This is a genomic window from Paraburkholderia acidiphila, from assembly GCF_009789655.1.
GTDB classification, from domain to species: domain Bacteria; phylum Pseudomonadota; class Gammaproteobacteria; order Burkholderiales; family Burkholderiaceae; genus Paraburkholderia; species Paraburkholderia acidiphila.
The window spans coordinates 878,448-902,748 of the sequence record NZ_CP046910.1; the positions used below are offsets into that span (position 1 = coordinate 878,448).

Sequence of the window (24,301 nt, forward strand, 5' to 3'; positions counted from 1 at the left end):
CGCTTAGGGCGTCACGTCGGTCTTGAACCACTTCAGGGCGAGTTTCTTCACGGTGCCGTCGGCAAGCGCCGCGGTGATTGCGGTGTCGAACTTCGCCTTCAGGTCGGCGTCCTGCTTGCGGAATGCGAGGCCTTCGCCGGGACCCCAGATCGGGCCGGCGATCATCGTGCCGGCAATCACCACTGGCGACTTGTCGGCGTTGGCGGTGTAGTAGGTCACGTCGTCGAAGGTGGCGTCGATGCGGCCGTTCGCGAGATCGAGATCACGCTCGGGCGCGGTCTTGTACACGCGTACCGACGCGACGTCCTTGAAGTTGGCGTTGATGAAGCCCGTATAGACGGTGCCCGACTGGATGCCGATGGTCTTGCCCTTCAGCGCGTGGCGCATCGATTCGATGGCGGGCGCATTGCTGCGCGAGTCGGCGTCGAGCTTGAGCGGCTGCGTGTTCGGGCCGCCCTTCGGCAGGATCTTCGTATCGGACACGGCGAACGACGCCGGCGTCGACGCATAGGGCTTCGAGAAGGCGATGATCTTCTCGCGGTCCGGCGTGATCGAGATCGCATCCATCAGGACATCGAACTTACCGGCCTGAAGGCCCGGAATCATCCCGTCCCAATCCTGGGCGACGAGCTTGCACTGGATCTGTGCGCGCGCGCACAAGTTTTCGACGAGTTCCGGTTCGAAGCCACCGAGCTTGCCGCCGGGCAGCGTCAGGTTCCAGGGGGCATAGCTGCCGTCGAGCGCGATCGTCACGCTTTTCCATTCCTTCGCGCCGGCGCTGCCGCTTCCAAGCAGCGTGACGCCGAGTGCTGCGCCGATCAGCGCCTTTGCCAGCCGGGTGTACTTCGCCTGCATGACCATGCTCCTTTGTCGGTGGGTACTGTCGACCCGTGGGTACGTTCTTTCGTTCGCGTGACTTGCATAGACAAGAATGGCGAGAAAAGAATTTGAGTGCAAGCGAATTTCAGAAATACGGGCTCATGGAAAACCCTGTCAATCCACGTGTAATCGGCCAGACCCGGCCTCCTTCGAGCGGCAGGGCGTTGCCGGGGCGGTGGCAATGGTGCTCAGGCCTGTTTCTTTCAAAATTGTCTAGTCATTTAGAGGGCCGGGAAATTGAGACTGAAGTGCGATGGCCGTTGCATTTCGCTGCGATTCCATCCGGTTATCAAGATGAAAATTTGTGACTTCTTTCAAAAATGTGGCTGGCCTGAATATCGTTCGGCCGGTTCCCATTCCCGCTGTCCCACCGCTGCACCGCTCGCGGAGATCCGCCATGAATGACGCAACGCTCAGCGCCACCGCCCCGATCGCGCCGCCCGCGACGACTCGTCAGAGCCAGTTCCGCCTGATCGCCGCCTGTTCGATCGGCAATGCGCTCGAAATGTACGACTTCACGGTGTACAGCTTTTTCGCGCTCCTGATCGGCCGGCTCTTTTTCCCGTCGGACAGCCCTTACGGTTCGCTGCTGCTCGCCGTGGCGACGTTCGGCATCGGCTTCGTCATGCGTCCGCTCGGTGGTCTCGTGATCGGCAGCTACGCCGACCGGCGCGGGCGCAAGGCCGCCATGACGCTGACCATCGCGCTGATGGTGGCGGGCACGCTATGCATTGCGTTCGCGCCCACCTACGCGCAGGCCGGCGTGATGGGCTCGCTCGTGATCCTCGCGGGGCGCCTTCTGCAAGGCTTCTCGCTCGGCGGCGAAATCGGCGCATCCACGGCCATGCTGATGGAGTCCGGGGAAGTGGGGCAGCGCGGCTTTCGCGTGAGCTGGCAACTGGGCAGCCAGGGCATCTCGGCGCTCATCGGCGCGCTCACGGGCGCGGTGCTCTACGCCACGCTCTCGCCGCAGGCGCTGGAGAACTGGGGCTGGCGTCTGCCGTTCCTCGGCGGTCTGCTGATCGCGCCGGTGGGCCTCTATATCCGCTCGAAACTCGACGAAACGCATGAAGCCGAGCCCGATGCGCCGAGCCCGATCGGCACGCTCATGCGCGAGCATGGCGCGAAAGTGGGCCTTGGCATTCTCTCGATCACGGCGGGCACGGTGGGGATGTATCTCGTGGTGTTCTTCATGCCGACCTACATGATCCGCGTGCTCAAGATGCCGCCGTCGCTTTCGCTGCTTTCGGGCTGCGCCACGGGCCTCACGATGCTCGTCGCATCGCTCGTCTCGGGGCGTCTCGCCGATCGCCTCGCGCGCCGCAAGCGGCTTGCGCTGGGCGCGCTGCTCTTCAACATCGTGGCCATCGTGCCCGCGTTCTGGCTGATGACGCGCGTGCCGAGCGTGCCGCTCGTGCTCGCGCTCGCGGTCATGATTACCGCCGCCGCGAATCTCGGTTCCACGCCCATGCTGCTGATTCTCATGGAAATGCTCCCCGCCGGCGTGCGAGCAAGCGGCCTTTCGGTCATCTATAGCGTGGGTGTGACGGTGTTCGGCGGCAGCTCGCAGTTCATCGTCACGTGGCTGCTCGCGAAGACCGGCAATCCGCTTTCGCCCGCGTTCTACCTCGTGGTTTGCGGGCTCATCTCGCTGTGCGCCATCGGTGCGATTCGCGAGCAGCGTGTCAGCTAACGACGCGCTGCGCGTGGTTTCTCGCCTTTCGATCCTTCATACGAACAACGGAATCCTCATGAAACGTGAATCGTCGCTCACCCCGTTCCAGTTGCTGCCCACCTTGCTGCCCGAGATCGAGATCGACGCGGGGACGTTCATCGACATTCGCCGCCAGATTCATTCGCAGCCCGAACTAGGTTTCGAAGTGGGCGCCACGGCGAAGCTCGTTGCCATGCTGCTGGAGAAGTGGGGCTACGAAGTGCACACGGGCATCGGCCGCAGCGGCGTGGTGGGGCAGCTCAAAGTGGGCGAGGGCAAGCGGCGTCTGGGCATACGCGCTGACATGGACGCGCTGCCGATCGTCGAGAACACGGGCCTGCCGTACGCGAGCCAGACGCCCGGCAAGATGCACGCGTGCGGCCACGACGGCCACACGGCTATTTTGCTTGCCGCTGCGAAAACGCTGGCGGAGCGCCGCGATTTCGACGGCACGCTCAACCTGATCTTCCAGCCCGACGAAGAGAACCTGTGCGGCGCGAAGGCGATGATCGAAGACGGTCTGTTCGAGCGCTTTCCCTGCGATGCCGTGTATGCGCTGCATAACATGCCGGGCGTGCCGGCCGGGACGTTTCGCGTGCTGCCGGGGTCGGTGAGCCTTTCGTCGGATGTGGCCGACGTGACGCTGAAGGGCGTGGGCGGCCACGGCGCGATGCCGCACCGCGTGAAAGACCCCATCGTGGCCGCGGCGGCGCTCGTGACGGCGCTGCAAACCATCGTCGCGCGCAACGTGGCGCCCGACGAGTCGGCGGTGGTGTCCGTGGGCTACATTCGCGGCGGCGCGACCCACAACGTGATACCGGAGACGGTCACGCTCGGCCTGAACATCCGCGCGGCGCGCCCCGAAACCCGTGCGCTCGTGGAGTCACGCGTGCGGGAGATCGTGGCGCTCACGGCGCAGGCGCACGGCGTAGAAGCGCAGATCGACTACCGGCAACTCACGCCGCCGATGGTCAATACGCCGGAAGAAACCACACTCGCGCAGCAGGTCTGCGCGGAGCTGGTGGGCGAGGACAATGTGGTCATGCAGGCGCCGAAGGGCTTGAACGGCAGCGAGGACTTCGCGTGGATGCTTAACGCGGTGCCCGGTTGCTACCTGCTGCTCGGAAACGGCGAAGGGGAGTTCGGCGGCTGCATGGTGCACAACCCCGGCTACGACTTCAACGACCAGGTGTTGCCGCTTGGCGCGGCGTGCTGGGTGCGGCTCGCGCAGCGGTTCCTCGTGGCGTGACGATCCACGATTAGTTAGGTAATCGAATCATCTGTGCTGGCGGTCAGCAATTCAGGCGTCAGGCCCAGCCGCTCGCGCAGATCGACCCAGCCGCGCGGCGTGACCTGCACCGCGCGCGAAGCATTCGTGCGCCGCATCCAGCCGCGTTCGCACAGCAGCGTGAGAAAGGCCACGCCGAGCGGCCCGGCCAGATGATGCTGGCGCTCGGTCCAGTCGAGGCATTGACGCGCAACGCCGTGACGCCCCGGCTTGAGCGCGGCGACATCGAGTCCGAGCTCGCCGAACCATGCCGCGCCTGCTGGCGTCACCGCAAAGCGTTTGTCGGCTTCGGCGGTGATGAGCCCGGCATGCGCGAGGCGAGTCGTGAGCGCCACGCCCACCTGGCCCGCGAGATGGTCGTAGCAGCAGCGCGCGAAACGCAGGTTCTGCGCCTCGCGGCCAAGCGGCTTGCGGCGCACCGGCACGCGCGCGCCGACTGCTGCGAGGTTTTCGAGCAAGGTGGCGACCTGCGCGTCCGCGAGACGGTAGTAGCGGTGGCGGCCTTCCTTTTCCACAGCGAGCAGCCCGCCGTCCAGCAGCTTCGCCAGATGGCTGCTCGCGGTTTGCGCGGTCACACCGGCCGCGTAAGCGAGTTCGCCGGCGGGCAGCGCGCGGCCGTCGGCGAGCGCCATCAGCATCGCGGCGCGCGCGGGATCGGCGATCAGGAATGCCGTGGCGGACACCCTCGGGTGCAGGTTCATGCTGTTCTCCAGGAGATACCCATAGCGTAACGCGCGAGCAGGGTCGCATGTTTCGACACGCATCGAAGCATCGCCGCTGCCGCGCATCCGATACTGGGCTCATGGCCGGCGCCCAACGCGCGCGGGCGTAGCGGGAGAGCCCATGCAGACGCACGAGACACACAACACACACAACCGCGAACAGCAGCGCCGGGTGCTTTGGGCCACGAGCATCAGCTATGTCGTGGTGATCCTCGACACCTCGATCGTCAACGTTGCGCTGGAGCGCATCGGCGCGAGTCTTGCCGGCGGCGTATCCGGCCTGCAGTGGGTCGTGAACGCCTATACGCTCACGTTCGCGAGCCTGCTGCTTTCGGGCGGCACGCTCGGCGACCGGCTGGGCGCGCGCCATGTCTATATGGCCGGGCTCGCGGTCTTTACCGCCGCCTCGCTGTTGTGCGGCGCCGCGCCGAGCCTCGTGTTTCTCACGCTCGGACGCGTGCTGCAGGGCATAGGCGCGGCGCTGCTCGTGCCGGCATCGATGGCGCTCATCAACGGCGCATGTGCCAACGCGCGCGAGCGCGCCGCCGCCTTCGGTGTGTGGGCCGGGATGGGAGGCGTCGCGATGGCGGCGGGCCCGTTGCTGGGCGGCATTCTGATCGGGCTCGCCGGCTGGCGCAGCATTTTCCTGCTCAACGTGCCGGTGTGCCTCGCGGGCATCGTCATGGCCGCGCGCGTGGCGCCGCAGCCGCGCGGAGGCCTGCCGCGCCGGCTCGATCTCGCAGGTCAGACGGCGGCCGTCGCGGCGCTCGCGCTGCTCAATGCCGCCATCATCGAAGCGCCTGCGCACGGCTGGCATGCACCGCTCGTTGCGGGCGGTCTCGTGCTGGCGTTCGTGGCGGGGATCGCCTTCGTCGCGCTCGAAAAGCATCACGCGCAGCCGATGCTGCCGCTCGGTTTCTTCCGCGAGCCCGTGTTCAGCGCGGCCGTGCTGGTCTCGATGATTTCGGCGTTCACGTTCTACGGCCTGCTATTCGCACTCAGCCTGTATCTCCAGCAGGAGCGCGGCTACGCGCCGTTGCGCGCGGGCCTCGCTTTCCTGCCGCTTACCGTGATGGTGCCGCTCGGCAGTCTGCTTTCGCGGCGCGCGGTCGCGTGGCTCGGGCCGCGCGCGCTCGTCGCGCTTGCTTGCGTGCTCGCGGCAGCGGGCTACCTGGGCGCGGCGGTGTGTGGGACGACGGCGCGATACGGCGTGCTGGCCTTGCCGTTGCCGGCCATCGGTTTCGCCGCGAGCCTGAGCATGCCCGCCGCCACGGCGGCGCTCATGGCGACGGTCGATCAGGGCCGCGCGGGCATTGCGGCCGGCGTGCTCAACGCCGCGCGGCAGACCGGCGCGGCGCTCGGCGTGGCCGTTGCGGGCGCCATGATCGCCGGGCGCGCGTCGGTCGGCGCGGGTATGCGCCTGAATCTGCTGATCGCCACCGTGCTTTCGGCGGGCGCTGCGTGGGTGTGGTGGCGTGCCTGGTCACACGACACTGCCTACATCGCGCAGGCCGCCCACGCGCGCGACGCCAAGAAGGCGCGTGCCGCGAAGCCGCACGCCTGAATCCTCCCGGCGCACGCCCTGAATCATTCGCCGTGAATTCTGGGATAAAGTGCCGTTGCATGCATCGCGCATTCGCGCGGGCCACGCGCCATAGGAGGAGTTTGTCATGGCCGAGTACGGGCAACATCCCTCGTCTGTGCTGTCGCTCAAGAGCGCGCACGACTTCGAGACGACGATCGCGCGCCTGAAGGCAGCGCTCGCCAAGGCGGGCGCGGATATTTTCGCCGACGTCGATCAGCGCGAAGCCGCCGAGACTGCCGGGCTCAGCCTGCGCCGCACGCGCCTCATCCTGTTCGGCAATCCGAAGGCGGGTACGCCCGTCATGGCGGCCAACCCGCACGCGGCGGTGGAGTTGCCGCTGCGCATGGTGATCTGGGAAGACAACGAAGGGCACACGCGGCTCGACTATCGCGACGTCTCGCAGACGCTTGGCCCGCTCTATGGCATCGACACTGAAGTGCTCGTGCCGCTGCAGCGCGTGGTGGGGCTGCTGCAGGTTGCCGTGCAATGAACGTGCAGTAAATGTGCAATAAGCGGCGCACGCACAGCGGGCTCATGTTCGGCAGACGCTTAAAAAATTGACAGGCGCGGCGCGCTTCGCTTAACGTACGCGCATTGCGACTTCGCCCGGCCAGCGGGCGAAGCGCGTTGCCCGCCGCTGCCTCGATCCGCCGATGACCTCCCGCGCAGAAGACCCCGACGATCCGCCACGCGATCGCGCCGGGGCGTCCGACTCGACTTCCGCTTCTTCATCCACACCTTCGCCCGCGGTTGCCGGCACGAAGCCAGTGCTCCCGGAAAATCCGCACGACGTCGCGTTCGCGCAGCACTGGCGCCGCAATCTCGCGGTCTGTGTGGTGGGCTCGTTCACCACGCTCGTCGCCATGACGCTGATGCTGCCGTTCCTGCCGCTCTACGTGGAGGAACTGGGCGTGCGCGGCCACGCGGCGATCGTGCAGTGGTCGGGCATTGCGTACAGCGCGACGTTCTTCACGGCCGCGCTCGTCGCGCCGGTGTGGGGGCGTCTCGGCGACCGCTATGGCCGCAAGCCCATGCTCGTGCGCGCGAGCCTCGGGATGGCGATCACGATGTCGCTCATCGGCATGTCGCGCAATATCTGGCAGCTCGTCGCGCTGCGTCTGCTTGCCGGTTTCGCGGGCGGGTATTCGTCGGGCTCGACGATCCTCGTCGCCACGCAAACGCCGCGTCACCGCTCGGCCTGGGCGCTCGGCGTGCTGTCGTCGGGCATCATGGCCGGCAATCTCATCGGGCCGCTGCTGGGCGGATCGCTGCCGCCGCTGATCGGCTTGCGCGCCACGTTCTGGGTGGCGGGCGCAACGATCTTCGCGGCCTTCATCGCGACCTGCGTGTTCGTGAAGGAAGCGCCGCGCCCCCCGCGCGTAGCGCAAGCCGCGCACAAGGGCGGCTGGTCGGCGCTGCCCGACAAGCGCCCGATCGTCGCCATGCTCGTGACCGGCATGCTGCTCATGCTCGCCAACATGTCGATCGAACCCATCATCACCGTGTACGTGGCGACGCTCGTGCACGACCCCGCGCGCGTGACCTTCGTCGCGGGCCTCGCAATGTCGGCGGCGGCGCTCGGCAGCATCGTCGCGGCTTCGCGCCTCGGGCGCATGGCGGACCGCGTGGGGCACGCGAAGGTGATCGTCGGCGCGCTCGCGGTCTCGGCCGTGCTGCTCGTGCCGCAGGCGTTCGTCACGGCGGGTTGGCAACTCGTCGCGCTGCGCTTTCTCATGGGTGTGTCGCTCGCGGCGCTCCTGCCGTGCATCGCGACGGTCATTCGTCACAACGCGCCGGACCATGCCGCGGGCAGCGTGCTCGGCTATTCGGTATCGGCGCAATTCGCGGGGCAGGTGCTCGGGCCGCTGATCGGCGGCTTCGTGGGCGGACATCTGGGCATGCGCGCCGTGTTCCTCGGCACGAGCCTGTTGATGCTGGCGGGCGCGCTGTTTGCGTGGCGCACGGTGGGTTTCGCCCGGCGCGCATGAAGTGGCAACTGCGGCGGCAACAGCGGCGCCAACCGCGACGCGCGCAGGGATGAAAGAGAGAAAGGCGAGGGCGGCGCGACTTGCGCGCCGCCGCCTCAGGTGCATCGGCGCTCGACTACCGGGTGCGGCTCAATGGCCGGATTTCAGTGAGCCTTGAAAATGTCGCAATCGGGACGCGGCCAGCACATCTTGCCCGTGCGGTGGCCCGAGGCGCTGCTCGTGTCGGGTGTGCCGCCGTACGACATGTCGGTACTGGCCTGAGCCGAAGCATCGGCGTCATCGGTCATCGTCTGATGCGCGCGCTCCTGCGGAACTGGCTCGTCCTTCGCGCGCGCCGTGCCGGGCGCGACGGCTGCCACGGCCGCCACGCACAGGGCGATCAATGCCAGGCGTAGTGTCATATCAACCTCCTTTCTCGAGTTCGTGAGTGCGCCTTCGCGGCAATGACGAAGTCACTGCGTGAGAAAGCGGAGTGACTCCGCGGCGAAGGTGCGCGCGAGCAAAAGGCAAAGCCTGAAGCCGCACACTCATCTGGAAAGTCGGGATGCCTGCGCGCAGCGCACGGCTGCCGAACGTCTTAGCTCACTACTCACGAAAGAAGCGCGCCCACGCATTCGGGGGCGGCACAGCGCGGCGCGACGCAAGAAGAAGGGGCGAGCGGGCGCGCAGAGAACATCCGCGCTGTACTTCCAGTTATAGCTCGCGCCGCAGGGAGTGCAATGGGCCGACCCTCGGCCCGCGCGCGGCCCGGATCCAGGGCCGAATCCGCACGCCCGCATACGCGGTCCTTCCCGCGATCCTTTCGGATCTGAAATTCAATGAAAGTATTCGGAAATTAAACGGTCGCCGTGTAGTCATCTTGCGATGTTGTAATGCGCTCGCTCTGATGTAAGGCGCATGGGGGCCTGTGCGCAGAATGGATGGGGCCCCGCCTGACAGCGCGGCGGCAGGGCGCACTTGTGCGCGCCGCGTCTGAAGGACTCTAAAAATCAACTCGAACAATCGATGGAGCCTAATTACATGTTGTATCGCCGAGCATTACTCGCCCTGCCTTGTGCGGGCCTCGCTGCCGCTCTGTTTGCGTGCGGCAGCAGCAATTCGAATCCGGGGACCTCTGCAGCCGTCGCGTCGGCACAAGACACCTTGTCGACGGCCACGCCGATCAAGCATCTCGTCGTGATCTACGGCGAGAACGTTTCGTTCGACCACTACTTCGCCACCTACCCGAACGCCACGAATCCGGGCGGCGAGCCCGCTTTCACGGCGGCTTCGGGCACGCCGACGGTCAATGGCCTCACTAGCGCGCTGATCAACTCGAACGGCAACGCGAGCACGACGCTCAACGGCGCGAACGCATCGCCGCCGTTCCGCCTCGACCGCACGCAGGCCGCCACCGCCGACCAGAACCACGCCTACACGGCCGAGCAGCAGGCCGGCGACAACGGCTTGCTCGATCTGTTCCCGACGTACACGGGTAAGGGCACGAGCGGCGGCGCAGGCGCCTTCGGCACGAAGGGCCAGGTGATGGGCTATTACGACGGCAACACTGTTACGGCGATGTGGAACTACGCGCAGAAGTTCGCCATGAGCGACAACGCGTGGACCACGACCTACGGTCCGTCGACGCCGGGTGCACTCGAAGTCGTGTCGGGCCAGACCAACGGGCTCGAACTCGTGAACACGACGGCGCTGCCCTCGACGGTTGCGACGCCCAGCTACTACATCGAGGACGGCGTAAATGGCTTCACGCTGATGGGCGACGTCGATCCGGGCTACGACACCTGCTCGAAGAAGACCGACCAGGGCATGATCAACGCGCAGAACATCGGCGACCTGCTGAACGCGCAGAAGATCACGTGGGGCGGCTTCATGGGCGGCTTCAACTTGCAGACGGTCAACGCGAACGGTACGACGGGGTGCCTGCGCAGCACGGTCGCTACGGCCGTGAACGCGGCGACCGCGGACTACAGCCCGCACCACAACTGGTTCCAGTACTTCAAGACGACGGCGAACCCGCAGCATCTGCGCCCGAGCTCGACGGCGGCTATTGGCGCGACGCTCGAAACAGACGGCAAGACGCTGGACCCGGCCAACCACCAGTACGACACGGACGACTTCTTCGCGGCTGTGAAGGCGGGCAACTTCCCGTCGGTGAGCTTCCTCAAGGCGCCTGCTGCCCAGGACGCGCACGCGGGCTATTCGGACCCGCTCGACGAGCAGCAGTTCGTGACCAAGGTCGTGAACTTCCTGATGCAGCAGCCCGACTGGAAGAACACGGCGGTTGTCGTGACCTATGACGATTCGGACGGCTGGTACGACCACCAGTACATGGCGCCGGTGCATTCGTCGCTGAACGCGGCCGACCAGCTCAACGGCAACGCCGTTTGCGGCACGGGCACGCAGCCCACGGGTGTCGCGGGCGCGCCGGTCAACGGCCGCTGCGGTCCGGGCACGCGCATTCCGTTCCTCGTGATCTCGCCGTGGGCGAAGGCCAACTACGTCGACCACACGTTCATCGATCAAGCATCGGTTGTGCGCTTCATCGAAGACAACTGGCTCGGCGGCGCACGTCTTGGCGGCGGTTCGTTCGACGCAGCGGCGGGCGACATGCGCGCGCTGTTCAACTTTAGCGGTACGGGTAATTTGCCGGTGTTGTATCTCGACGGCACGCTGGGCACGCAGTTGAGCTCCGCGCCGTCGATCTGATCGACGTCCGGCGCGAGTCTCGACCGTCCGCCCGCGCCAGTCTCGCGCGTGCAGGGCGGCCGGCCTCGCGCCGTTGTCACGTCGTGTGGCTCTCGCCGCGTTGCACGCCAGCTTCGATGTTCGCTGGCGGCTCGCGGCGTTCGGCTTTTCCTTCTCGTGGTATTACGCAAAGAAAGATCGAATCATGTCCGAGCTTTCCACTTCGCCTGGCTCCTCCTCGCCCAAAGCGCGCAGCGCGTCGAGCCCCATGCGGCTCGTTTTGCGCGGCACCGCCGCCGTGATCGCGGTCGGTGCACTGGGTTTTTGCGCCTACGCCGTGGCGTTTCCGGCCAGCGTTCCCGATGCCGTGGGCGAGGTCGTCGAGAACCTGACCGGCGCGAATCCGCACCCCGTGGTGCTGCAGCGCCCGCCAGTCGCGCCGCTTTCGGCGATGGCGCAGCTCGGCAAGCAGCTTTTCTTCGACCCGGCGCTCTCGGGCTCCGGTCAGCAGTCCTGTGCTTCGTGCCATAGCCCCGACCGTTCGTACGGTCCTCCGAATGGGCACGATGTGCAGATGGGCGGCCTCGCGATGAACCAGCAGGGTTATCGCCCGCCGCCTTCGCTGATGTACCTGTACCGCCAGCCGAACTTCAGCATTGGCCCCGACCAGGGCGAAAGCGACGACGCGCCGACGGTCGCCCAGCAGGCCACGGCCGCCGCCGACGTCGTGAAGTCGCAGAAGGTGGCGGGCGGCGCGTCGACCTCGGTCGAGATGGTGCCGCAGGGCGGCCTCTTCTGGGACGGCCGCGCCGACACGCTGCAGCAGCAGGCCTACGGCCCGCTGCTCAATCCCGTGGAAATGGCGAACACGAGCATCGAACAGGTGGCGACGAAGCTCGCGAAGGCGCCGTACGCGAAACACTTCACGGAGTTGTTCGGAGACCGAATCTTCAGCGACCCGAAGCTGACCGTGGCGGAGGCGATGTTCGCGATCTCCCGCTACCAGGTGGAAGATCAGTCGTTCCATCCGTATAACAGCAAGTACGACCGCTGGCTCGAAGGCCATGCGCGCCTCTCGCAAGCCGAGCTGCGCGGGCTGCGCCTGTTCAACGATCCGAACAAGGCGAACTGCGCGGGCTGCCACCTCTCGAAGCCCGGCAAGGACGGCCTGCCGCCCATGTTCACGGACTACCAGTACGAGGCGCTCGGCGTGCCGCGCAACAACAAGCTCGCGCAGAACAAGGACCCGCACTTCTTCGATCTGGGGGTATGCGGCCCGTTCCGTTCGGACTTCAAGGACCAGACGCAGTACTGCGGCATGTTCCTCACGCCCACGCTGCGCAACTCGGCTACGCGCACGGTGTTCTTCCATAACGGCGTGTATCACAACCTCGACGACGTGATGGCGTTCTACAACGATCGCAATACGGACCCGGGCAAGTTCTATCCGCATGGCCCCGACGGCAAGATCGACAAGTACGACGATATTCCGCCGCAGTTCCAGAAGAACGTGGATGTGACCGACGCGCCGTTCGACCGCAAGTTCGGCGACAAGCCCGCGATGACGCAAAGCGACATTCAGGACATCATCGCGTTCCTCAAGACGCTCAACGACGATCCCGTGGCGTCGAAGCAGTGAGCGCGGGTGCGGGCGGCTACCCCGGCAAGCTGGCCGGGTAGCCGCCTGCATTTGCCACTTCGCGTTTCAACGCGCAGCCGTGCCGCCCACGAACTGCTCGATCGCAGCCATCGTCGGTCCCGGCGCTTCCTCCATGAGCCAGTGCCCCGCGCCCGGGATGATCACGCCTTGCACGTTCGTATCGACGAGCCGGGCCTGATCGATGAGGAACGTGCCGGAGGCCTTTTCCCCGGCCAGCACGAGCATGGGCATCGTGAGCGGCGTTTGCGCGAGCGCCGCGAAATCGGCGGCGTCTTGCGGGAACGCGTGGAAGTATTCGAAGCCGGCCTTCATGCGGCCGGGGCGGGCGTAGGCAGCCGCATAGCGCTCGCGGTCCGCTTCAGGCACCGAGTGCTTCGGGTCCGCGGCGAAGTCGTTCCAGAAGTGCTCGAAGTAGATGCGCTCGCGGCCGTCCACGAGCGCGAGCGGCGTGGGCCCGTAGAAGTTGAAGTGCCACTTGTCGCGCAACAGCCAGACCTTTTGCCAGTCGCCAACGCCTGGCAGGAAAGCGTCCATCAGCGTGATGCTCTCGACTTCGTCCGGATATTGCGCGGCGTACGCATACGCGACCATCAGCCCGATGTCGTGACCCACGAGCTTGACCTTGCGATAGCCGAGCGCCTGCACCATCGCGTGGATGTCCTGTGCGAGCGTCTTTTTGTCGTAGCCGCTCGCCGGGATTTGCGAATTGCCCGCACCGGGCAAGTCCGGCGCGATCACGACGCGCTGCTGGCCCAGTTGCGCCATGAGCGGTTGCCACATATGGCTGGTCTCGGCGTAGCCGTGCAACAGCAGAACCGGGGTGGCGTCGTTCTGCTTGTCGCCAGCCTGGAGATAGTGCAGGCGCAGGCCGTTCGCTTCGATGTCGTGCTGCGTAATGGCAGCCGCAGCGGCGGCGGGGTGCGAGACGGTTGCCGACATCGAAGGCATGGCCGGCGCCAGGGCGGCCGCACAGAAGAGGGCGGCGCCGAGCCGCATGAGCAAGCGTAAGGGTTTCATCGCGGAACTCCGTGGGTTGTCTGAACGCGGTTGCGTTTGAACCCATGATCGTTCCGCGGGCACGGATTGCCGTGCCACGGAAATGATGCAGACGTTCGAAAGTTTCGAACGAGTTAGCGGGACGGCCCTGGCGTGTGGCTACGCGCCCCCATGCGCAAGATGAATCGTGACGATCACGGAAGCATCGTCGAGCGCTTCCAGCGCGTGCTTTTCGCCACCGCTAAGCAGCAGCATGTCGCCGGCGTGCATGGTGCGCGGGTCGCCGTTCACGAAGAAGCGGATCACGCCTTCCACGCACTGCACCGTGATCTCGCCGGGCACGCTGTGCTCGGGCAGGTGCTTGCCCGCCGGGAGCACGATGCGCATGACTTCGAGCTGCTGCGCGCGGATCAGCGTCGTCGACTTCGCGTTCTTGAGCGCGCCGCCGAGCGGGCGTACGTCGAAGACCTCACCCGGCGCGGCATGGGGGATGGCCATGAGCGTCTCTCAAACGAGCGTCGCGTTGAGCGTGATCTTCGCGTTGTTGGCGAAGAGCTTCGATACCGGGCAGTTCTCCTTGGCGCCCTTCGAAAGCTCGTCGAACTTCGCCTGATCGATGCCCGGAATCTTCGCGGTCATGTCGAGCTGGCAGCTCGTGATGGCGAAGCCTTCGCCCACCTTGTCGAGCGTGACGGTCGATTTCGTCTCGATGCTCTCGGCCGTGAAGCCCGCCTGGGTCAGAAAGAGCGAGAACGCCATCGTGAAGCAGCCCGCGTGCGCCGCGCCGATCAGCTCCTCGGGGTTGGTGCCGGGACCGCCTTCGAAACGCGAGGCGAAGCCATAGGGCGCCTCCTTGAGCACCCCGGTTTGCGTCGAGATCGTGCCCTGACCGTCCTTGATGCCGCCGTGCCATTTTGCCGATGCCGTCTTTTGCATGATGTCGCTCCGCGATGTGTGATGAGGGACAGGCGGGGCGCGCAATTTGCATACCGCCGCACGCCCCGCGTGGGTGAGTTCAGGGTTGCTTCGGCGGCGTTTCGCCCGCGTACCAGGCCGCCGCCGCGTCGATTTCCTCTGGCGTCATGTTGCGCGCGATGTTGCGCATCTGCTCGGAAATATCGTTATGGCGCGTGCCGTTCGCGAACGCGAGCAGTTGCGCCTTCGTGTACGCGGCCGGCAAGCCGTCGAGCCACGGGCTGCCGATCTTGCTGTCCACGCCGCCATGGCAGGACGCGCAAGCGGGAATATTGCGCAGCGGCGCGCCGTGCGCGACGATGTCGGGCGCGCCGCCATGCAGGTGCGCAATCGGCTGCAGCGAGGCGTAATACGCCGCGAGGTCGCGCATGTCCTCATCGGACAGATCGCGCGCCATGGGCGACATCACCGCGTTCTGGCGCGCGCCGGACTGAAAGTCGTGCAGTTCCTTGAAGACCACGATGGCGAACTGGCCCGCCAGATTCGGCGAATTGGCCATGCTGATGCCGCGCGGGCCGTGACACATCGTGCAGCGTAGGGCGAGCGTCGCGCCGCGGCCAATCGAGAGAGAAGTCGCGCCATCGAGCATGTGCGGCGTGAGTTCGACCTGGCTTAGCTGGTAGCCCGGCGCGACCGCCGATTCGACCGGATGCCACTCGCGCGGCACGCCGGCCGCGCTGCAGATCGCCGTCCAGATGCCCTGAAAATACGGGTCGCTCTTGGCGGAAGGCAGCCAGATAAAGCCGATCAGCACGGACACGACGAACACGACGATCGTCGCGCCCACGCCCGTGCGAAACCACACATTGCGAAACGAGAACAGGCGTTCGTCGCTCATCGCTGCGCTCCAATCGGGATCGCGGGCACGGCCGTTTCGGGCGTCGCCAGCAGCTGCGCGATCGGGTAGCCGTAGTTGGTGATCGTGAGGGCGATCATCAGCACGATCCACAGCCCGAAGCTATTGAGCGCCACCGGCAGCGTGGCCGACTCGTGCACCGGTTTGCTGAAGCGATATTCCTCGGGCGCGGCCGCCTCGCTGCGATGGCCCTGAAGCAGCACGATGAAGAACAGCACCGCCGAAATCACGAGGATCAGTCCGCCCACTGCGGAAAGCGCCACGAGCGCGCCCTGGCCCGCGAGCGCCGGGTCGCTGTAATCGTAGTAGGCCATGCGCCGCGGCATGCCCATGAGGCCGACCAGGTGCCACGGGAAGGTCGTCACGATCATGCCGATGAACCACAGCCACAGCTGCCAGCGCATGAGCCGCCAGTTGTTGAGCGCGCGGCCGGTGATCTGCGGCCACAGGTCGTAGGCGATGGCGAAGTACATGATGACGATCGCGCCGCCATAGATCAGGTGAAAGTGGCCTGTGATCCACTGCGTGTTGTGCACCGACTGGTCGAGCTGGTAGCTCATGTTGATGAGACCGCCCGCGCCGCCAAAGCCGAGCATGACGAACGAGAACGCCACGGCCAGCATTTGCGGGTTGTCCCACGGCAGCTTCGCGAGCCAGCCGAACGGGCCCTTGCCGCCGCGCAGCCGCCCGGCGATTTCAACCGACGCGCAGATCGTGAACACGGTGAGGAGCGTCGGCACCGAGACGAGCGCCGTGAACACCGACTGCACGAACTTGAAGCCCGAGCCCACCTGCGGATCGGTGAACAGGTGGTGCAGGCCGATCGGCATGGCCACGACCAGGAACAGGATGAACGAGATACGCGCCATCACGTCGCTGTAGAGCCGCCCGCCAATGGCGCGCGGGATGATCGTGTAGTACGCGATATAGGCCGGCATGAGCCAGAAGTAGACGATGGCGTGCAGCGTCCAGGAGAAGAACACGCGTGCCAGGCCCGCGTCGATCGTATTGCGCCAACCGAAGGCCACGGGCAGGATCTGGAACAGCACTTCGATGGCCGCACCCACCGCGGTCCAGCCCCAGAGGTAGGCGCCCGCGGTGGTCGCGAACATGGCGAGCGGCAGCGGTTTGCCGCGATTTTCGCGCTTCCATTTCGCGGTGTTCACGCCCATCAGCGCGACCCAGACCCACGAGCCCACCACGACGAGCACGACGCCGAGGTAATAGAACACGTTGCCGATCATCGGCGGATAGAACGTGTAGAGCACCGAGGCGAGGCCGAGCGCCACGGGCACCGAGGCGGTGACGGAGCCGAGCGCGAGCAGGATGAAGCCGACCCAGGCCCACTTCACGCCCACGAGCGGGCGCTTGAGCGCGAGTTCCGTGACCGCGTAGCCGAAACCCATGGCGATGAGCGTGGGAAACACGTAGCCCATCACGGTGCCGTGCTCCGTGACCGAACGGTAGTAAAGCTCGGGGTCGTTCAGCCACGGGTGCATGGGGCTGCGCACGAACATCTGCCACGCGCCGAGCAGCAGCGCCACGCCGAACAAGATGAACGCGAGCCAGAAGTGGGCGAGTACGAGTCGCTTGTTATTTAACACAGCTGAGTCTCCGCGCGGAATTGCCTGCCTGGTTCGCCATCTGCATGAAGGCATCCTTGTCGATGACCTTCACGTGGGCCCACATGCCCTGGTGGCCCGTGCCGCAATATTCGTGGCACGGCATGAGGTGGTCGGCGGGTTTGTCGAAGGTCGTGCGGAACGTCGAGATGTAGCCCGGCTCGACCATCGAGTTCAGGTTGGTGTCCGTGACGAGAAAGCCGTGCACGACATCGGCGCTCGTCGCGCGGAACGTAATGGGCGTGTTCGCCGGCACGACGATGCATTGCGGCGTGAACGAGTACTGTTGCGCGAGAATGCGCACGGTCACGGAGCCGTCGGTCTCGACCGCGCTGCCGAGGTTCGATTCGACGAATTCGCCGGACACGTGCAGCGTTTCCGGATTGACGAGTTCGACGCGCGAGGGCGGCATCATGGCCCAGTGCAGACCGGTGAACACCACCACGGCCACGAGCAGGGACACAAACGCCACCATGAGCACCGCCCAGCGGCGCTCGACGCGCGCGGCGACTTCGGCACTGGCATGGTTATCGAGCGGATTCGACATGAGGCCGGCCTTTTCTTGTCTGTCTGGTCTATTGGATGACGCCGCGCGGCAGGAACACGACGAAGTAGAAGACGAACCAGATCGCCGCGACGATCGCCGTGGCGATGCCGGCTACCGCGAGCGCGCCGCCCGGGCCGCTGGCCACGATCTCGTCGACCTGTTCGTGTTGGGGGCGCTCGCCCGGTTGTTCGGGTACGGGAGTTTCGATCATCGCAGCCTCAGAAGAGCGGCGCGGAACGCAGCGCGTTCACTTCATGTTCGGAAACCGGCGTGCCGTGGTTGCCCCACGCCGTGCGGATATAGGTGACCACGGCCGCCACTTCTTCATCGGAGAGCGACTGCGCGAAGGGCGGCATGCCATAGGGCATCGGGTTCTTTTGCGTGCCCGGTGCATAGCCGCCGTTGAGCACCATGCGGATGGGGTTCACGGCCGAGTTCATCTGGATGGACTGGTTGTCGGCGAGCGGCGGGAAGTGCGGCGGCTTGCCCTGGCCTTCGGTCGCGTGGCACACCGCGCACTGCGACTCGTAAATTTTCTTGCCGAGCGGCACGAGGCGGGCGGCTTCCTCCGACACGAAGGTGCTCTTGGGTGACTTGTCGACCTCGTTGTTGTGGCCCGGCAGCGACTTCAGATACACGGCCACGGCGCGCACGTCGTCTTCGGTGAGGTACTGGAAGCTGTCGTAGACCACTTCGGCCATCGGTCCGTACACCGCGCCGCGTTTCGAAACCCCTGCGTGCAGCAGATCGACGATGTCCTCGATGCTCCAGTCGCCGAGGCCCGCTTCCTTGTTCGAAGTGAGCGAAGGCGCATACCAGTCCTGCACGGGAATCAGGCCGCCCTGGAACTCCTTGGAGGCCGAGTTGCCGCCGAGCGCGTTGATGGCCGTGTGGCACATCGTGCAGTGGCCGAGGCCTTGCACGAGATACGCGCCGCGATTCCATTCGGCGGACTGCGTCGGGTCGGGCTTGAACTCGCCCTGGCGAAAGAACAGCGTGCGCCAGCCGAGCAGCAGCGCGCGCTTGTTATACGGGAAGCGCAGATCGTGTGCGCGGTTCTCCTTGTGCACGGGCGGCGTGGAGAGCAGGTACGCAAAAATGGCGTCCGAGTCCGCGCGCGTGACCTTCGTGTACGACGCGAACGGCATGGCCGGATAGAGCAGCGTGCCGTCGCGCGATTTGCCTTCGTGCAGCATGCGGTAGAACTCATCGGCGGTCCAGGCGCCGATGCCGAAGGTCTTGTCCGACGAGATGTTCGGCGTGTAGAGCGTGCCGAACGGCGTTTCCATCGGGCGGCCGCCGCCGAACATCTGCTGGGAGGGCACCGTGTGGCACGCAATGCAGTCGCCGGCGCGCGCGAGATACTCGCCGCGCGCGATCTGTTCGGCGTTGCTCGCGATCGGCTTGGCATTGGCCGCGGCGGCCGCTGCGGCGGCGCTGGCCGCGTTGGCTGCGTTCGCGCTGGGTGCGGCCGTTTGCGCGAGCGCGAGTCCGGCGCCCAGGCAGAGCGTGACCGTCGCGAACGATACGCGAAGCGATGTGGGGAGAAGGGATCGAAGTCTGCGCACGTCGAGGCCCCGGCTAGTTATGGACGCTGCCGCACGCGAGCGGCAGCGGCGAGGCCGCCGCTGGCGTCGTTTCGGCAGGCGCGGGTTGCGACGCGAGCCAGGCCGCGATCGCGGTGATGTCGCGGTCGGCGAGACGGGTGGCGATGTCGTGCATGCAGTCCGGCGCGGCCGCGCGGCGCGTGCCGTAGCGGAAGGCGCCGAGCTGCGCGCTGATGTAGTTCGGATGCAGGCCCACGAGACCCGGAATGGCCGGTTGCATGCCCGTGAGCGAGGCGCCGTGGCAGAGCGCGCAGGCGGGCACGTTGCGCTTGCTGTCGCCGTTCATGACGAGCGACTTGCCGAGCGCGAGCGTGGCCGCGTCGACGGTGGGTTTCGCGGGCGGCGGATAGGGCGGGTGCTCCTGCGCGAAGAACTCCGCGATCTGCTTGAGGTAGGCGTCGGGCAGATACGCCAGCAGATAGTTCATCGGCGGATAGCTGCGGCCGCCGTCACGGAACGCGACGAGCTGGTTGAACAGATAACCCGCCGGCTTGCCCGCGAGACGCGGGAAGTAGTCGTTGTCGGTGCCTTCGCCGTGCGCGCCGTGGCAAGCCGCGCAACCCATCACGCGGGCCTGCATCGTGTCAGGCGCGGGCTCGGCGGGCGGCGCCGCGAACAGCGGCGCCCATGGCAGCGCGAGCGCGAGAACAAGGAGGACGATGCGGTTTCTCAATGATTCCCTCGGTACGGAATGTGACTACACAAACGCGTTGCGATTCGATATCAGTTGAGGCGTCGTCCGCGGGGATTCTCGTTTTCTTTGACGGCCGGGCGCGCACCTTGTTGTGGAGATTATCGGAGAACGCCGACTTGTGCAGCCAGGATGCGCAAATAAATTTGCTCCGATCCCAACTCGATTTGAACTGCGCGATTTCAACGGCGCAATATGTTTGCTAACACAACGACTGGCGTTTCCCGTTGCGGGAAAGCGAGGCGCGATGAGGCGTAAATTACATCGGAATGCGAAATAAAATGAGGATCGTTCAACGGGGGATTGCGCGCGGTGCCCAGGCCGCGTCGCGTGACGTCCGTCACGCAGTCATAGGATGTCCGCGGTCGCGTGCGCGCGTGCTTTTCCTGTGGTTGTCCGACAACGTATAATGGAACGATACATTATCGAGCCAGGGAGATCCACATGGCGGAGTCGCTTGCCACGCCCATCGCCGCGCGTAGCCGCAATCTCGCCGAGCAGGTCGTCAACTTCATCAACGAGCAGATCGCCACGCGCGCGCTCAAGCCCGGCGACAAGCTGCCGACGGAAAGCAACCTCATGACGCAACTGGGCGTGAGCCGCACGGTGGTGCGCGAGGCCATTTCGCGTCTGCAGGCCATGTCGGTGATCGAAACGCGTCATGGCATCGGCAGCTTCGTGCTGGAGCCGCGCCGCGAGCCGCTCGATCTCGACGTCGTGCCGGCCAGCACGCTCGACGATGTGCTCTCCGTGCTCGAGCTGCGCATCAGCCTCGAAACGGAGGCCGCGGGTCTTGCCGCGCAGCGTGCGAGCGAGCGCGACCTTACCGGCATGCGCGCCGCGCTCGATGCCCTCGACATCGTCATCCGCTCGGGCGGCGATAGTTCGGGCGCCGACCTCGAATTTCACGTCTCGGTGGCGCGCGCCACGGGCAACCGCTATTTCGTCGATATCCTCACGCAGATGGGCGCGGCATTGATCCCGCGCCGTCGGGTCGATTCGGCCGGCATTGCGCATCGCGATCCGCAGGCTTACGCCGAGCTGGTGAACCGCGAACACGAAAGCATTTTCGACGCCATTGCCCGTCACGATCCCGATGGCGCACGCGCGGCCATGCGCATGCATCTGTCGAGCAGCCGCGAGCGGCTGCGCCGTGCGGCGGCGGAAGCGGGGGAAAAGGCGTAGCGCGTTCGAACTCCAAACGCGTATGAAAAAACAGCGGCCAAGGCCGCTGTTTTCGTTCTCAGCATCGAAAGAAGCCGATTACCCGCGCACGAGCTCACCGTTCTTGCGACGCCAGAGGTCGAGCGGATTGGCGTCCGCGAGCGCCTGCGGCAGCAGCTCGGCCGGGAAGTCCTGATAGCAGACCGGCCGCAGGAAGCGCTCCATCGCGCTCGTGCCGACCGACGTCGCGCGGCTATCGGAGGTAGCCGGGAACGGGCCGCCGTGCACCATCGCGTGCGTGACTTCCACGCCGGTCGGGAAGCCGTTCACGAGCAGACGGCCGGCCTTGCGTTCGAGAATCGGCACGAGGCGCAGGGCGGCGGGCACGTCGCCGCTGTCCATCTGGATCGTCGCGGTGAGCTGGCCCGCGAAGTGCCCGGCCACGGCGAGCAGTTCGGCTTCGTCCTTGCAGCGCACGAGCGTCGAGGCCGGCCCGAACACTTCGTCTTCGAGGGCGGGTTGCGCGAGGAAGGTTTGCGCGTCGGTCTCGAACAGGGCGGCGAACGCCTGGTTCGGGCCGCTCGCGGGCTGGCCCTGCGCGAGCGCGCTCACGCCCTGGGTTTCGGCGAGCCGCCGCGCGCCTTCTTCATACGCCGCATGAATGCCCGACGTGAGCATGGTCTGCGCGGGCTTGACGCCCAGCGCCTGTGCGGCGGCCTGCGCGAACTGGTCGAGCGCCGGACCTTCGATGCCGATCGCGAGACCCGGATTCGTGCAGAACTGCCCCGCGCCGAGCACGAGCGAATCGACGAAGCCCTGCGCGATGGCCGCGCCGCGCGCGGCGAGCGCCTCGGGCAAAAGGAACACAGGATTGATGCTGCTCATTTCCGCGTAAACGGGAATCGGCTCGGGACGGTTCGCGGCGATGCGCATGAGCGCCGTGCCGCCCGCGCGCGAGCCGGTGAAGCCCACGGCCTTGATGGCCGGATGCGCCACGAGCGCTTCGCCCACGGTGCGGCCCGCGCCGACGATCAGCGAGAACACGCCTTCGGGCAGCCCCATCTCTTGTACCGCTTGCTGGATTACGCGGCCGACCATCTCCGAGGTGCCGAGGTGCGCGCCGTGCGCCTTCACGACCACCGGGCAGCCCGCCGCGAGGGCAGCGGCCGTGTCGCCGCCAGCCACCGAGAACGCCAGCGGAAAGTTGCTCGCGCCGAACACCGCGACCGGGCCGAGCGCGATTTTCTGCAGACGCAGGTCGGCGCGCGGCAGCGGCTTGCGATCGGGCAGGGCGGCGTCGAGCGTGGGCGTGAGCCACAGTCCCTGCAGCACTTCCTTCGCGAACAGCTTGAGTTGACCGACCGTGCGGCCGCGCTCGCCTTCCAGGCGCGCCTTGGGCAGACCGGTTTCCGCGTGGGCGCGCTCGGTGAGCGCGTCGCCTAGTGCGGCGATGCCGTCGGCGATGCGTTCGAGAAACGCCGCGCGCACGGCAAGCGGCAGCGTGCGGTAGGCGTCGAACGCTTCGGCCGCGAGCTTGCACGCCGCATCGACGTCGGCTGCCGTGCCGCTGCCGAAGGCCGGTGCGGGGATCGCTTCGCCGGTGGCGGGATTGAAAGCCGCGAGCGGCTTTTCCGAGCCGCGCACGGCGCGGCCTCCAATGAGCATGTCGCCAGTGATTTGCATGTCGTCTCCGAGCCTCGTGACAGTGATCGTTACAGTGAGTTAAGTCATCGTACAACTATGATACGCCAGATCGTCGCCGCCGGACACCCCTGGCACGCGCGTTTTGCGGGCGAAGAAGCGCTGCAAGCGCGCCAATTCGGGCTTTATCAGCTATGATTCCCGTTCCAGTGCAGGGTAAACACGAGATTGGTTTCCTTTGGCGGACAAGTTTACAATGTCATCAGACAACGTACCACGAAGCACCCAATCCGCGCGCCGCCGGCACGCCTGAAGGAGACAACCCCGATGTCCGCCCCTGCCAACCGTTATGAAGACCTGCTGGAGTCGGCAAGCGCCAAGGTCCTGCGGCACGTGCTCCCGCTCTTCCTCATCATGTTCATCGCGAACTATATCGACCGTGTGAACGTCGGTTTCGCCGGCACGCATATGAAGGCCGACATCGGCCTTTCGGCGGCGGCGTACGGGTTCGGCGCGGGGCTGTTCTTCGTGGGCTATGCGATCTTCGAGGTGCCGTCCAACATCCTCATGCAAAAGTATGGCGCACGCGCGTGGCTCACGCGCATCATGGGCACCTGGGGCGTGGTCGCGGCCGCCATGGCGTTCGTGCACAACGACATCTCGTTCTACGTGCTGCGTTTTCTGCTGGGTGTGGCCGAAGCGGGCTTCTTTCCCGGCGTGATCTACTACTTCGCGCAGTGGCTGCCGCAGAAAGAGCGCGGCAAGGCGGCGGCCGTGTTTCTCGCGGGCTCGGCGTTCGCCTCGGTGCTCTCGGGCCCGATCACGGGCGCGCTGCTTTCCGTGCGCGGCCTGGGTCTGGCGGGATGGCAGTGGATGTTCCTGATCGAAGGCGCCTTTTCCATCGTGCTGTGCGGCGTGAGCTGGGTGTTCCTCAAGTCGCGCATCCGCGACGCGCACTGGCTCACGAGCGACGAGCAAGGTGCGCTCGAAACCTACCTGGCGCGCGAACAGGCCGAGCGCGAAGCCGCGACGGGCGCGCACGTGCCGGTGCTGCGCCTCTTGAAGGACCCGCAGATCGTGCTGTTCTGCTTCCTCTATTTCGCCATTCAGCTCACCATTTACGCGGCCACGTTCTGGCTGCCCACGATCATTCGCAAGATGGGCGGCCTCAGCGACTTCCAGGTGGGCCTCTATAACGCCATTCCGTGGATGATCGCCATCGTCGCGATGTACTGCTTTGCGCTGCTCTCGGCGAAGTACCGTTTCCAGCAAGCGTGGCTCGCCATCGCCCTCGTGATCGCAGCCTGCGGCCTGTTCGCTTCGACTTCGTCGGACCCGGTGTTCTCGTTCGTGGCGATCTGCTTCTCGGCCATCGGCTTCAAGGCGGCTTCGTCGCTATTCTGGCCCATGCCGCAAGGCTATCTCGACACCCGCGTGGCCGCCGGCGTGATCGCGCTCATCAATTCGCTCGGCAACCTGGGCGGCTTCTTCGCTCCGGCTACCTTCGGCTATCTTCAACAGCATACGGGCTCGATTACCGGCGGCCTCTACGGCTTGGGCGTGACCTCGCTGATTGCCGCCGCCGCCGCGTTCCTTGCCCGCAACAAGCCGTCGCGCCGCGCCTTCGCCGATGATCCCGTCAGCAGCGGCGCGCACTGAACCTGAGCGCCATCTTCAATCG

At 66.0% G+C, this 24,301-nt stretch carries 22 protein-coding genes; 9 read left to right on the top strand and 13 right to left on the bottom strand.

Annotated features, from left to right (window positions below):
- Nucleotides 1-3 precede the first annotated feature (3 nt).
- Nucleotides 4-855: a transporter substrate-binding domain-containing protein gene (locus FAZ97_RS18540; RefSeq protein WP_158759897.1), complete on the bottom strand. Its 852-nt coding sequence runs from the start codon at nt 853-855 to the stop codon at nt 4-6.
- Nucleotides 856-1,276: 421 nt separating this feature from the next.
- Between FAZ97_RS18540 and FAZ97_RS18545 the strand changes: the two genes are divergently transcribed.
- On the top strand, nt 1,277-2,572 hold the full coding sequence (locus FAZ97_RS18545; protein WP_158759898.1) for an MFS transporter: 1,296 nt from the start codon (nt 1,277-1,279) through the stop codon (nt 2,570-2,572).
- 58 nt (nt 2,573-2,630) lie between these two features.
- Complete coding sequence (locus FAZ97_RS18550; protein ID WP_158759899.1) at nt 2,631-3,842, top strand: M20 aminoacylase family protein; 1,212 nt, start codon at nt 2,631-2,633, stop codon at nt 3,840-3,842.
- Nucleotides 3,843-3,856: 14 nt separating this feature from the next.
- On the opposite strand, the gene FAZ97_RS18555 is transcribed toward FAZ97_RS18550, so the two are convergent.
- The gene (locus FAZ97_RS18555; RefSeq protein WP_158759900.1) at nt 3,857-4,582 is read right to left on the bottom strand and encodes an ArsR/SmtB family transcription factor; all 726 of its coding nucleotides are present in this window, start codon (nt 4,580-4,582) and stop codon (nt 3,857-3,859) included.
- Between the two features lie 142 nt (nt 4,583-4,724).
- Here FAZ97_RS18555 and FAZ97_RS18560 point away from each other — a divergent pair, with 142 nt between their 5' ends.
- The 3 genes from FAZ97_RS18560 (at nt 4,725) to FAZ97_RS18570 (ending at nt 8,176) form a co-directional block, all read left to right on the top strand.
- Nucleotides 4,725-6,167 (top strand): MFS transporter, encoded by a 1,443-nt coding sequence (locus FAZ97_RS18560; protein ID WP_158759901.1) that lies wholly within the window; start codon nt 4,725-4,727, stop codon nt 6,165-6,167.
- Nucleotides 6,168-6,273: 106 nt separating this feature from the next.
- Entirely contained in the window at nt 6,274-6,678 is a 405-nt protein-coding gene (locus FAZ97_RS18565; RefSeq protein ID WP_158759902.1) for a DUF302 domain-containing protein, read from the top strand.
- Nucleotides 6,679-6,841: 163 nt separating this feature from the next.
- On the top strand, nt 6,842-8,176 hold the full coding sequence (locus tag FAZ97_RS18570) for a multidrug efflux MFS transporter (protein WP_158759903.1): 1,335 nt from the start codon (nt 6,842-6,844) through the stop codon (nt 8,174-8,176).
- 143 nt (nt 8,177-8,319) lie between these two features.
- Here the strand turns inward: FAZ97_RS18570 and FAZ97_RS18575 are convergent, their stop codons facing one another.
- Nucleotides 8,320-8,577: a hypothetical protein gene (locus FAZ97_RS18575; RefSeq protein WP_158759904.1), complete on the bottom strand. Its 258-nt coding sequence runs from the start codon at nt 8,575-8,577 to the stop codon at nt 8,320-8,322.
- A gap of 622 nt (nt 8,578-9,199) precedes the next feature.
- Between FAZ97_RS18575 and FAZ97_RS18580 the strand changes: the two genes are divergently transcribed.
- The gene (locus FAZ97_RS18580) at nt 9,200-10,882 is read left to right on the top strand and encodes a phospholipase C (protein WP_158760984.1); all 1,683 of its coding nucleotides are present in this window, start codon (nt 9,200-9,202) and stop codon (nt 10,880-10,882) included.
- 184 nt (nt 10,883-11,066) lie between these two features.
- The gene (locus tag FAZ97_RS18585) at nt 11,067-12,500 is read left to right on the top strand and encodes a cytochrome-c peroxidase (RefSeq protein ID WP_158759905.1); all 1,434 of its coding nucleotides are present in this window, start codon (nt 11,067-11,069) and stop codon (nt 12,498-12,500) included.
- Nucleotides 12,501-12,566: 66 nt separating this feature from the next.
- Here the strand turns inward: FAZ97_RS18585 and FAZ97_RS18590 are convergent, their stop codons facing one another.
- From FAZ97_RS18590 to FAZ97_RS18630, 9 genes are all read right to left on the bottom strand, one after another.
- Complete coding sequence (locus tag FAZ97_RS18590) at nt 12,567-13,538, bottom strand: alpha/beta fold hydrolase (protein WP_158759906.1); 972 nt, start codon at nt 13,536-13,538, stop codon at nt 12,567-12,569.
- 138 nt (nt 13,539-13,676) lie between these two features.
- Complete coding sequence (locus FAZ97_RS18595; RefSeq protein WP_158759907.1) at nt 13,677-14,015, bottom strand: cupin domain-containing protein; 339 nt, start codon at nt 14,013-14,015, stop codon at nt 13,677-13,679.
- Nucleotides 14,016-14,024: 9 nt separating this feature from the next.
- Nucleotides 14,025-14,453, bottom strand: a complete 429-nt coding sequence (locus FAZ97_RS18600) for an OsmC family protein (RefSeq protein ID WP_158759908.1) — start codon at nt 14,451-14,453, stop codon at nt 14,025-14,027.
- A 79-nt stretch (nt 14,454-14,532) separates the two neighbouring features.
- Entirely contained in the window at nt 14,533-15,330 is a 798-nt protein-coding gene (locus FAZ97_RS18605) for a c-type cytochrome (RefSeq protein ID WP_158759909.1), read from the bottom strand.
- Nucleotides 15,327-16,952: a b(o/a)3-type cytochrome-c oxidase subunit 1 gene (locus FAZ97_RS18610; RefSeq protein ID WP_158759910.1), complete on the bottom strand. Its 1,626-nt coding sequence runs from the start codon at nt 16,950-16,952 to the stop codon at nt 15,327-15,329. The genes FAZ97_RS18605 and FAZ97_RS18610 overlap by 4 nt, the downstream gene beginning before the upstream one ends.
- Nucleotides 16,942-17,517 carry a cupredoxin domain-containing protein gene (locus tag FAZ97_RS18615; protein WP_158759911.1) on the bottom strand — a complete coding sequence of 192 codons (576 nt, stop codon included), beginning with the start codon at nt 17,515-17,517 and terminating at the stop codon, nt 16,942-16,944. Before FAZ97_RS18615 ends, FAZ97_RS18610 begins: the two co-directional genes overlap by 11 nt.
- A 28-nt stretch (nt 17,518-17,545) precedes the next feature.
- A complete protein-coding gene (locus tag FAZ97_RS18620) occupies nt 17,546-17,728 on the bottom strand; it encodes a hypothetical protein (protein ID WP_158759912.1) in 183 nt (60 codons plus the stop codon).
- A 7-nt stretch (nt 17,729-17,735) separates the two neighbouring features.
- On the bottom strand, nt 17,736-19,019 hold the full coding sequence (locus FAZ97_RS18625; RefSeq protein ID WP_158760985.1) for a c-type cytochrome: 1,284 nt from the start codon (nt 19,017-19,019) through the stop codon (nt 17,736-17,738).
- 79 nt (nt 19,020-19,098) lie between these two features.
- Entirely contained in the window at nt 19,099-19,797 is a 699-nt protein-coding gene (locus FAZ97_RS18630) for a c-type cytochrome (RefSeq protein WP_407671865.1), read from the bottom strand.
- A 462-nt stretch (nt 19,798-20,259) separates the two neighbouring features.
- Between FAZ97_RS18630 and FAZ97_RS18635 the strand changes: the two genes are divergently transcribed.
- Nucleotides 20,260-21,000 (top strand): FadR/GntR family transcriptional regulator, encoded by a 741-nt coding sequence (locus FAZ97_RS18635; protein ID WP_158759913.1) that lies wholly within the window; start codon nt 20,260-20,262, stop codon nt 20,998-21,000.
- 78 nt (nt 21,001-21,078) lie between these two features.
- Here FAZ97_RS18635 and FAZ97_RS18640 read toward each other — a convergent pair whose 3' ends face one another.
- Nucleotides 21,079-22,662, bottom strand: a complete 1,584-nt coding sequence (locus tag FAZ97_RS18640) for an aldehyde dehydrogenase (NADP(+)) (RefSeq protein WP_158759914.1) — start codon at nt 22,660-22,662, stop codon at nt 21,079-21,081.
- A gap of 285 nt (nt 22,663-22,947) precedes the next feature.
- Between FAZ97_RS18640 and FAZ97_RS18645 the strand changes: the two genes are divergently transcribed.
- Complete coding sequence (locus tag FAZ97_RS18645) at nt 22,948-24,279, top strand: MFS transporter (protein WP_158759915.1); 1,332 nt, start codon at nt 22,948-22,950, stop codon at nt 24,277-24,279.
- Nucleotides 24,280-24,301 lie beyond the last annotated feature (22 nt).